Origin of the sequence: Actinacidiphila cocklensis, from assembly GCF_907177275.1 — a bacterium.
In the GTDB taxonomy this organism is placed as follows: domain Bacteria; phylum Actinomycetota; class Actinomycetes; order Streptomycetales; family Streptomycetaceae; genus Actinacidiphila; species Actinacidiphila cocklensis.
The window spans coordinates 21,298-30,731 of the sequence record NZ_CAJSLV010000075.1 but is presented as its reverse complement, the minus strand read 5'-3'; the positions used below and the strand labels follow the sequence as shown (position 1 = coordinate 30,731).

Below are 9,434 nucleotides of genomic sequence, written 5' to 3'. Positions count from 1 at the left end.
CCTGGGCGATTGCCCCTTGCGGTGGGTGCTTTGTCTATAGCGCCGTGGTGGCTGGTGGCGCAGTTCCCCGCGCCCCTGGGCGATTGCCCCTTGCGGTGGGCGGTTGCCTTTCCCACCGTCGTGCTTGGCGCGCAGTTCCGCCCGCGTCCCTCCTGGGTTGCCCTCTGTGCAGAGGGTGGGCGTATTTCAGGAGGCGCTGGGGGTACCCCCAGGCGAAGCTCTGGGGGCGGAACTGCGCGACAAGCCACGGGGGTGGGAAGGTCGCAACGCGGCTGCGCGTGGCACTTACCCTGCGGTCACGGCGTGAGCACCGCGCGGAGCTGGGTCAGGGACCAGTCGAGGTCGTCCTTGGAGATGACCAGGGGCGGCGCCAGCCGGATCGTCGAGGTGTGGGTGTCCTTGGCCAGGACGCCGCGGCCGAGGAGCGCCTCGGAGACGGAGCGGCCGGTCCCGCGGGCCGGCGGGATGTCCAGGCCGGCCCAGAGCCCCCGGCCGCGCACCGCGGTCAGCGCGCCCCCGGCCAGCAGCGCGCCCAGTTCCCGGTGCAGGTGGTCGCCGAGGTCGGCGGCCCGCTGCTGGTACTCCCCGGTGCGCAGCATCGCGATGACCTCAAGACCCACCGCGCAGGCCAGCGGATTCCCACCGAAGGTGGACCCGTGCTCGCCGGGGCGGAAGACGCCGAGCACCGCACGCGAGGAGACGACCGCCGACACCGGCACCACCCCGCCGCCGAGCGCCTTGCCGAGGACGTACATGTCGGGCACGACGTCCTCGTGCTCGCAGGCGAAGGTGCGCCCGGTGCGGCCCAGGCCCGACTGGATCTCGTCGGCGACGAAGAGCACCCGGCGCTCCGCGGTGATCCGCCGCACCCCGGCGAGGTAGCCCGGCGGCGGCACCAGCACGCCCGCCTCGCCCTGGATCGGTTCGAGCAGCACCGCGACGGTGTCGTCGTCGACCGCCGCGTCGAGCGCGTCGAGGTCGCCGTAGGGGACGACCTCGAAGCCGGGCGTGTACGGGCCGAAGTCGGCGCGGGCCTCCGGATCGGTCGAGAAGCTGATGATCGTGGTGGTGCGGCCGTGGAAGTTGCCGTCGGCCACGACGATCTTCGCCCGCCCCTGCGGTACGCCCTTGACCTGGTAGCCCCACTTGCGCGCGGTCTTGACGGCGGTCTCCACCGCCTCCGCGCCGGTGTTCATCGGCAGCACCATCTCCATGCCGCACAGCTCCGCCAGCTCCGTGCAGAACTGCGCGAACCGGTCGTGGTGGAAGGCCCGCGACGTCAGGGTGACCCGGTCGAGCTGCGCCTTGGCCGCGGCGATGAGCCGCGGGTGGGCGTGGCCGAAGTTCAGCGCCGAGTAGCCGGCCAGCATGTCGACGTAGCGGCGGCCCTCGACGTCGGTCACCCAGGCGCCCTCCGCCTCGGCGATGACCACGGGCAGCGGGTGGTAGTTGTGCGCGCTGTGCGCCTCGGCCGAGGCGATCTGCCGCTCGGTTGCGGAAGAACCGGCGGAAGAGCCGGCGGAAGAACCGCCGGAGGTGCCGGGGGTGGTGCCTGGAGTCGTACCGGGTGTGCTGGTGCTCACGTGCGTACTCCGTTCGTCGTGCGTCGGGAGCCAGGCCCTGGCCTGGGAGCGGGGCGGGGTGTGCCCCGGGGCTGCGCCCCATATTTCTATCGTCGCTCACCGGTGATGGCGTGAAACCTTACGGCGAAAACGTGGTCCCGGCGCAGATCCGGCGGTCGCGATCGGGGGTGTGGGACCGCACGCCGACCTGAGAGAATGGTGAGTATGGCCTTCGAACGTCCCCGTGCCCTCTCGGGCATCCAGCCCACCGCCGGCTCTTTCCACCTGGGGAACTACCTCGGTGCGATCCGGCAGTATGTGGCGCTCCAGGAGTCGCACGACGCGTTCTACATGGTCGTGGACCTGCACGCGATCACCGTTCCGCAGGACCCTGCGGAGCTGCGCGCGAACACCCGGCTCGCCGCCGCCCAGCTGCTGGCCGCGGGGCTCGACCCGGAGCGCTGCACGCTCTTCATCCAGAGCCATGTGCCCGAGCACGCCCAGCTCGGCTGGGTGATGAACTGCATCACCGGGTTCGGCGAGGCCTCCCGGATGACGCAGTTCAAGGACAAGTCCGCCAAGCAGGGCGCCGACCGCGCCACGGTCGGCCTGTTCACGTACCCGATCCTGCAGGTCGCCGACATCCTGCTCTACCAGGCCGACGCCGTCCCGGTCGGCGAGGACCAGCGCCAGCACATCGAGCTGACCCGCGACCTGGCCGAGCGCTTCAACGGCCGCTACGGCCCGACCTTCACCGTCCCGGCGCCGCACATCGTGCGCGAGGTCGCCAAGATCTACGACCTCCAGGACCCGACCGCGAAGATGAGCAAGTCGGCGGCGTCCCCCAAGGGCCTGGTCAACCTGCTGGACGACCCGAAGGTCTCGGCGAAGAAGTTCCGCAGCGCGGTCACCGACACCGACACGGTCATCCGATACGACGAAAAGGACAAGCCGGGCGTCAGCAATCTGCTCACCATTCACTCCGCCCTCACCGGTACCGGAATCCCGGAACTGGAACGGCAGTACGAGGGCAAGGGCTACGGTGCGCTCAAGACCGACCTCGCGGACATCTTCGTGGAGTGGGTCACACCGTTCCACGAGCGCACGAGGGAGTATCTGGGAGACCCGGAGACCCTGGACTCCGTCCTGGCCAAGGGCGCGGAGAAGGCCAGGGCCGTCGCGGCCGAGACGCTGGCGGCGGCCTACGACCGGATGGGCCTGGTGCCGGCCAAGCACTGACGGGCAGGGCGCACCGGGCCGGCGCGGGGATGCACGGCCCGGGGTCCACCGGGTGTACTGAGTCCACGGGAACAGTGGTAGCAGCGGGGACAACGGGGACACGGAGTACGCACGACGCAGGGCGACGGCGACCTTCTGCCGTCGGCACCGACCTGGGGGAAAGGGGTGAACGCCTTGGAGACCACCACCACGATCGGCGTGTCCATCGCGGTCCCGGAGCCGTACGGACGGCTGCTCCAGGACCGGCGCGCGGGTTTCGGCGACCCGGCCGCGTACGCCATCCCCACCCATGTGACGCTGCTGCCGCCCACCGAGGTCGGCTGCACCGACCTGCCCGCCTTCCGGCGGCACTTGGCCCAGGTGGCCGCCGAGGGGCGGCCCTTCCCGATGCGGCTGCGCGGCACGGACACCTTCCGGCCGCTGTCGCCGGTGGTCTACGTGCGGCTCGCCGAGGGCGGCGGGGGCTGCGCGGAGCTGCAGGAGAAGGTCAGGTCGGGTCCCGTCGAGCGGGAGCTGCAGTTCCCCTACCACCCGCATGTCACCGTCGCGCACGGCATCGAGGAGGCCGCCATGGACCGCGCCCAGCGGGAGCTGGCGGAGTTCACGGCCGACTGGACCGTCGGCGGGTTCGCCCTCTACGAGCAGGGCGGTGACGGTGTGTGGCGCAAGATGCGTGAATACCCTTTCGGCACGGAGGTGCCGACCGTGCCGCACCAGCAGACGGCCGCTGAGGCGCGGGAGACCACCCGGCTGTGAGGCGCGGCGGGCCTGGACCCGGGCGCTCGCGCCCGTGCCCGCGGCTCAGACGGGCAGCCGGCGGAAGAGCGGGCGCGGCAGGTGCCGGATGCCCGCCATCACCACGCGCAGCGCCCCCGGCACCCAGATCGTGCCGCTGCGGCGGCGCAGCCCCAGCTCGATCGCGGTGGCGACCTCGTCCGGGGTGGCGGCCAGCGGGGCGGGCGGCAGGCCCGCCGTCATCCGGGTGTGGACGAATCCGGGCCTGACCGTCATCACATGCACCCCCGAGCCGTGCATGGCGTCGGCCAGGCCCTGGCAGAAGGCGTCCAGGCCCGCTTTGCTGCTGCCGTAGATGAAGTTGACGCGGCGGGCGCGCTCGCCGGCCACCGAGGACAGCACCACGAGCGAGCCGTGGCCCTGGGCCTGGAGCGCGGCCGCGCACACCAGCGACGCGGAGACCGCCCCGGTGTAGTTGACCTGTGCGACCTGCACCGCGGCCAGTGGTTCCTGCTCGTCGCGCGCCTGGTCGCCGAGCACCCCGAAGGCCAGCAGCACCATGTCGACGTCGCCCTCCGCGAAGACCTTGCCGAGCGCGGTCTCGTGCGAGCCGGGGTCGAGCGCGTCGAAGGCCACGGTGTGCACCTGCGCGCCGATCGAGCGCAGCGACTCCGCCGCCGACTCCAGGCCCTCCGACGGGCGTCCGGCCAGGAAGACCGTACGGGTGCGGCGGGTGATCAGCCGGCGGGCGGTCGCCAGCCCGATCTCCGAGGTGCCGCCGAGGATCAGCAGGGACTGCGGGGCACCGAAGGCGTCCTTCATGGGTTCTCCACTGAAGTCGGGGGCGGCTGCGGCCTCATACGCCCAGCCGGCGGGCGAGGTCGGAGGTGATGGCGCCGCGCGGGTCGTAGCGGGTCCGCAGGTCGCGGAAGGCGTCGAGCCGCGGATACATCCTGGCCAGCACGTCGGGGCGCAGCCGGGCGTCCTTGGCCAGGTAGACCCGGCCGCCGGCCGCCGCGACCTCGTCGTCCAGCTCGTCGAGGAAGGCGGCGAGGCCAGGCATCGCGGCCGGGATGTCCAGGGCCAGCGTCCAGCCGGGCACCGGGAAGGACAGCCAGCCGGGGTCGGCGTCGCCGAAGCGCTTGAGGACGGCGAGGAAGGACGGGCAGCGGCGCGAGCCGATCCGCCGCACGATCCGGCGCAGCGCCTCCTCCTCGCCGTGGCCGACGACGAACTGGTACTGCACGAAGCCGCCGCGGCCGTAGATCCGGTTCCACTCCGGCAGGCCGTCCAGCGGGTGGAAGAAGCTGCTGAGCCGCTGCAGCCTGCCGCGCTGCTCGCGGGGCGCCTTGCGGTACCAGAACTCGTTGAACAGCCCCACGCTGCGGCGGCCGAGCAGCCCGTCGGGCAGGAAGCGCGGGGCGGCCGGCAGCCGGCCGGGCCGGAAGGCCAGCGGCTCGTCCCGCAGCCGCGGGGGCAGCGCGTCGAGCGGGGCGTGGTCGCCGCGGGTCAGCACCGCGCGGCCGGTCTTCGCGCCGCGCGCGAGCAGGTCGATCCAGGCCACCGAGTAGCGGTAGCGGTGGTCCTCGGCGGTGAGCCTGGCCATCAGGTCGTCCAGGTCGGTGGCCCGCTCGGTGTCCACCGTCATCATCGACGTCTCGACCGGCATCAGCTCGACGGTCGCGGCCAGCACGATGCCGGTCAGGCCCATGCCGCCGGCCGTCGCCCAGAACAGGTCGGGCTCGTCCTCCGGGGTGACCAGCCGGGTCTCGCCGTCGCCGGTGAGCAGCTCGATCGCCCGGACGTGGCGGCAGAAGGAGCCGGACACGTGGTGGTTCTTGCCGTGGATGTCGGCGCCGATCGCCCCGCCGACGGTCACGTAGCGGGTGCCGGGGGAGACCGGGACGAACCAGCCCAGCGGCAGCAGCACCTGCATCAGCCGGTGCAGCGAGACCCCCGCGTCGCACACCACCAGGCCGTTGACCGCGTCGATCTCGTGGATGCGGTCCAGACCCGTCATGTCCAGCACCGCACCCCCGGCGTTCTGCGCCGCGTCCCCGTACGCCCGCCCGAGCCCGCGGGCGATCGTCCCGCGCCCGCCGCACTCGCGCACGGCGCGCACCGCCTCCTCGTACGAACCGGGGCGCAGCACCTGCGCGGAGCTGGGCGCGGTACGGCCCCAGCCGGTGACGGAGACGGCCTCGGCGGCGGAGTCGGCGGCGAAGGGTACGGGCATATCGCTGACCGTATCGCCCGGAAGATACCAAAAGGGGGTTATGCCGCATTTCTCACCGTAACGGGTGAGTGTCGCTGCGTGAGCGGGCCGCCCGCACGGTAATCACTCAGGGCTGGACGCATCGAGGTGCGGCATCTCGCACCCCGCCGCGGACAGTGCGCGCACGCCCCGCGTGCGCACCGCGGAAAGGCTCCGCGGACAGCCCGCGGCCATCCCCGCGGGACCGGGACACCGCGGCGACCACCGCGGGACCCGCCCCGCGGACCTGCCGCGGAACACACGCGGAGGGAGAAAACCGCCGATGCGCCGATCCGACTCCGCCGCACAGCGCGGCACCTCGATATCCCGGCCCACCCCGACCCCGGCCGGATCCCCCCGGGTCCTCGCCTTCCCGCCGGGCCACGCCCAGGGCCGTCAGCCGCAGGGCATCGACGCGGGCGGCGTCCGGCCGATGGCGCCGAGTACGCCCACCGGGCTGCGCAGGACCGCCCTGGCCGGGCGCGTGGTCGTCGAGCTGCCCGTGCGACGCGACGACGAGCAGGGCGCAGGCCGGCCCGCCCGCAAGCGGCGCCGTACGCCCGACGCGGCCGCCGCCGTCGTCCGCCTCGACCGGCGGGTCCTCGCGCTCCTGCGCGGCTACGGCAGCGACCGGCGGGTCGCGGGCGCCGTCCAGGCGCTCGGCCTTGCCGGCGAGCACGGCGCCGTGTGGATGGCCGTCGGTGCGGCGGGCGCCGCCGCGGACGCGGAGCGGCGGGCGGTCTGGCTGCGCGCCACGGCCGTCGTCGGGGCCGCGCACGTGCTGAGCATGGGCGTGAAGCGGGTCGCGCGACGGCCGCGGCCGATCACCCCCGGCGATGCGCCCCTGGTGCACACCGCAGGACGGCACAGCTTCCCCTCCTCGCACGCCACGTCCTCGGCCGCCGCCGTGACCGCCTTCGGCGCGCTGCTGCCGGGAACGGCCGCCGTGCCCGTCCTCGCCGCCGCCATATGCGTCTCCCGGCTCGTCGCCGGCGTCCACTACCCGAGCGACGTCGTCTGCGGCGCCCTGCTCGGAGCGGTCGCCGCCCGGCTGGGCCGCACCTGGGCGCTCGGCGCCCACCACGGGTGTACCGCCCCGGGCGGTGGGTCCCGTGGGTGAACCCTCAGCCGTACTCGTCGAGGAGACCGCGCGCGGCGCCGGCGTCGGGGTCCTGGCAGAGGACAAGGCCGCGCGGGGGCTGCCCGCAGGGCTCGTCCGCACCGCGCGCCCGCGGCAGTGGGTCAAGAACGGCCTGGTGCTCGCCGCCCCCTTCGCCGCGGGGAGGCTGCTGTCGCTGCGCGACTCCGTACAACTCGGCGTCGTCCTGGTGCTCTTCACCGCCTGCGCGTCCGCCGTCTACCTGATCAACGACGCCAGGGACGCCGACGCCGACCGGGCGCACCCGGTCAAGCGGCAGCGCCCGGTGGCCTGCGGACAGGTGCCCGTCGGCGTCGCCTATGCCGCGGGCGGGCTGCTCGCGGTGGCCGCCCCCGCCGTCGCCGCGGTGACCTGCAACGCCGACACCGCGGGACTGCTGGCCGGCTACGTGGTCATGCAACTGGCCTACTGCGTGTGGCTCAAGCACATGCTGGTGGTCGACCTGGTCATCGTCACCACCGGCTTCCTGATGCGGGCCATGGCCGGCGGAGTCGCCCTCGGTATCGGCCTGTCCCGCTGGTTCCTGATCACCTCCGGCTTCTGCGCGCTGTTCATCGTCGCCGCCAAGCGCTACTCCGAGCTGGTGCTGATGTCCGGCAAGGACGGCGACGTCGGCGCCACGCGCGCGCTGCTCGGCGAGTACACCACGGGCTATCTGCGCTTCGTGTGGCAGCTCGCGGCGGGCGTCGGCGTCCTCGCCTACTGCCTGTGGGCGATGGAGACCGGCGGTACGGCCTCAGGACTGCTGCCGTGGCGCCAGCTGTCGATGGTCCCGTTCATCCTGTCGGTGCTGCGCTACGCCGTCTTCGCCGACGCCGGTTCCGCAGGCGCCCCCGAGGACGTCCTGCTGCGCGACCGCGCCCTCGTGGTGATCGGTCTGGCCTGGGGCGCGCTCTACGTGCTCGCCGCGGTCAACAGATGAGCGCACGCACCGCGTCACCCCGGCGCACATTGCGACGCCCGCCGCGCCTTGCACCGCGGCGGGCACCCCGGCGTACATTGCCGCGCCCACCGCGCCGTACCCCGCCGCGCGGCCGCCGCCGCGCCGCGGGGCTGCGCGCCATGGCGCCCGAGATCGCCGGCTTCGCCCTCGCCGGGGGCGCCGCCTACGCCGCGGACCTCGGGCTGTTCATCTGGCTGCGCGGCCACTCCGGGCTCGGGCCGCTCACCGCCAAGTCGCTGTCCTTCCTCGCCGGCTGCGCCGTCGCCTACCTCGGCAACGCGCTGGGCACCTACCGCCGCTGCGCCCCGGCCGCCGGCCGCGCCCGCCGCTTCGGCGTCTTCTTCGCCGTCAACGCGGCCGGCGCCGGCGTCCAACTGCTCTGCCTGGCCGCGTCGCACTACGTCCTGGGGTTCACCAGCCCGCGCGCCGACATCTTCTCCGGCGCCGGTGTCGGCATGGTGCTGGCGACCGTCCTGCGCTTCTGGGGCACCCGCACCCTGGTCTTCCGCACCGCCATCCGGGGCGGACGCGGCGTGCCGCGGCCCGAGGGGGGTAGCCGACCTCCATGGACTGGCTGACCCGGGTTCCGTGGATCGGTCCACGGCTCGGGCCGTGGTACGACAGGCGTGTCAAACCGCTCGTCGACCGCGTCGCGCTGACGCACGCCTGGCGGGCGTTCGCCCATCTGCTGGGCGTGCACTGGACGCGGCTGGCCGCCGCGATGACCTTCACCAGCTTCCTTGCGCTCTTCCCACTGATCACGGTGGCCGCGGCAGTGGGCGCGGCCCTGCTGTCGCAGGGCCGGCTCGACCGGGTGGAGAACAAGCTCACCCAGCAGATCCCCGGCATCGCCGACCAGATCGACATCCACGGCCTGGTCGACAACGCCGGCACCGTCGGCCTGATCGCGTCCGCCGCGCTGCTCCTCACCGGCATCGGCTGGGTCAGCTCGCTGCGGGACTGCCTGCGGGCGGTGTGGGGCAAGGACAAGAGCGACCAGAACGTGGTGATCGGCAAGATCGTCGACGCCGGCATCCTGTTCGGCCTCGGCCTCGCCGTCCTGGTCTCGCTCGGCGCGTCCGGTTTCGCGACCGCCGCGGTGAACTGGACCGCCGACCACATCGGCCTGTCCGAGCACAGCAGCGGCCGGGTCCTGCTGACCGTCGTCGGCTACGTGCTGGCCGTCGTCGCCGACTTCCTGATCCTGCTCTACCTGCTCACCCTGATGCCGGGCGTCGACCCGCCGCGCCAGCCGGTGATCGTCGCCTCGCTGATCGGCGCGGTCGGCCTGGAGATCCTCAAGGTCGCGCTGGCCAGCTACCTCCAGCGGGTCGCGGGACGCAACATCTACGGTGCCTTCGGCACGCCCGTCGCGCTGATGCTGTGGTTCAACTTCATGGCCAAGCTGCTGCTGTACTGCGCCGCCTGGACCGCCACCCCGCGCCACGCCCACCTCATCCCCCCGCCGCCGCCCGAGCAGCCCAAGGAGGTAGGCGAGGGCGGCGCGACCCGCTGGACCTCGTAGCCCGCGGGCCACGAGGT

Annotated in this window: 9 protein-coding genes; 6 read left to right on the top strand and 3 right to left on the bottom strand. The window is 73.4% G+C overall.

Translation table 11 applies throughout. The features are described 5' to 3' along the window. Window positions 1-296: 296 nt before the first annotated feature. On the bottom strand, window positions 297-1,481 hold the full coding sequence (gene rocD / locus NFU81_RS27810) for an ornithine--oxo-acid transaminase (RefSeq protein WP_251495530.1): 1,185 nt from the start codon (window positions 1,479-1,481) through the stop codon (window positions 297-299). A 306-nt stretch (window positions 1,482-1,787) separates the two neighbouring features. On the opposite strand from rocD, the gene trpS reads away from it, so the two are divergent. Then, window positions 1,788-2,801 (top strand): tryptophan--tRNA ligase, encoded by a 1,014-nt coding sequence (trpS, locus tag NFU81_RS27805; RefSeq protein ID WP_251495453.1) that lies wholly within the window; start codon window positions 1,788-1,790, stop codon window positions 2,799-2,801. A gap of 174 nt (window positions 2,802-2,975) precedes the next feature. Beyond that, window positions 2,976-3,557, top strand: coding sequence for a 2'-5' RNA ligase family protein (locus NFU81_RS27800; protein ID WP_251495451.1), 582 nt, complete (start codon window positions 2,976-2,978; stop codon window positions 3,555-3,557). A 45-nt stretch (window positions 3,558-3,602) separates the two neighbouring features. Here NFU81_RS27800 and NFU81_RS27795 read toward each other — a convergent pair whose 3' ends face one another. Together NFU81_RS27795 and NFU81_RS27790 are read right to left on the bottom strand one after the other, a co-directional pair. Beyond that, window positions 3,603-4,358 carry a decaprenylphospho-beta-D-erythro-pentofuranosid-2-ulose 2-reductase gene (locus tag NFU81_RS27795; RefSeq protein WP_251495448.1) on the bottom strand — a complete coding sequence of 252 codons (756 nt, stop codon included), beginning with the start codon at window positions 4,356-4,358 and terminating at the stop codon, window positions 3,603-3,605. Between the two features lie 34 nt (window positions 4,359-4,392). Next, on the bottom strand, window positions 4,393-5,772 hold the full coding sequence (locus tag NFU81_RS27790; protein WP_251495445.1) for a decaprenylphosphoryl-beta-D-ribose oxidase: 1,380 nt from the start codon (window positions 5,770-5,772) through the stop codon (window positions 4,393-4,395). Between the two features lie 301 nt (window positions 5,773-6,073). Here NFU81_RS27790 and NFU81_RS41360 point away from each other — a divergent pair, with 301 nt between their 5' ends. The 4 genes from NFU81_RS41360 (at window position 6,074) to NFU81_RS27770 (ending at window position 9,417) form a co-directional block, all read left to right on the top strand. Further along, window positions 6,074-6,910 carry a phosphatase PAP2 family protein gene (locus tag NFU81_RS41360; protein WP_422665304.1) on the top strand — a complete coding sequence of 279 codons (837 nt, stop codon included), beginning with the start codon at window positions 6,074-6,076 and terminating at the stop codon, window positions 6,908-6,910. A gap of 52 nt (window positions 6,911-6,962) precedes the next feature. After that, complete coding sequence (locus NFU81_RS27780) at window positions 6,963-7,871, top strand: decaprenyl-phosphate phosphoribosyltransferase (RefSeq protein WP_251495524.1); 909 nt, start codon at window positions 6,963-6,965, stop codon at window positions 7,869-7,871. A gap of 140 nt (window positions 7,872-8,011) precedes the next feature. After that, on the top strand, window positions 8,012-8,470 hold the full coding sequence (locus tag NFU81_RS27775; protein WP_251495442.1) for a GtrA family protein: 459 nt from the start codon (window positions 8,012-8,014) through the stop codon (window positions 8,468-8,470). Further along, on the top strand, window positions 8,458-9,417 hold the full coding sequence (locus NFU81_RS27770) for a YihY/virulence factor BrkB family protein (RefSeq protein WP_251495439.1): 960 nt from the start codon (window positions 8,458-8,460) through the stop codon (window positions 9,415-9,417). The genes NFU81_RS27775 and NFU81_RS27770 overlap by 13 nt, the downstream gene beginning before the upstream one ends. Window positions 9,418-9,434 lie beyond the last annotated feature (17 nt).

Bases quoted from the DNA above. Each gene is read 5' to 3' on its own strand.
- trpS (WP_251495453.1), top strand. From the start codon at position 1,788: ATGGCCTTCGAACGTCCCCGTGCCCTCTCGGGCATCCAGCCCACCGCC.
- NFU81_RS27795 (WP_251495448.1), bottom strand. From the start codon at position 4,358: ATGAAGGACGCCTTCGGTGCCCCGCAGTCCCTGCTGATCCTCGGCGGC.
- NFU81_RS27790 (WP_251495445.1), bottom strand. From the start codon at position 5,772: ATGCCCGTACCCTTCGCCGCCGACTCCGCCGCCGAGGCCGTCTCCGTC.
- NFU81_RS41360 (WP_422665304.1), top strand. From the start codon at position 6,074: ATGCGCCGATCCGACTCCGCCGCACAGCGCGGCACCTCGATATCCCGG.
- NFU81_RS27775 (WP_251495442.1), top strand. From the start codon at position 8,012: ATGGCGCCCGAGATCGCCGGCTTCGCCCTCGCCGGGGGCGCCGCCTAC.
- NFU81_RS27770 (WP_251495439.1), top strand. From the start codon at position 8,458: ATGGACTGGCTGACCCGGGTTCCGTGGATCGGTCCACGGCTCGGGCCG.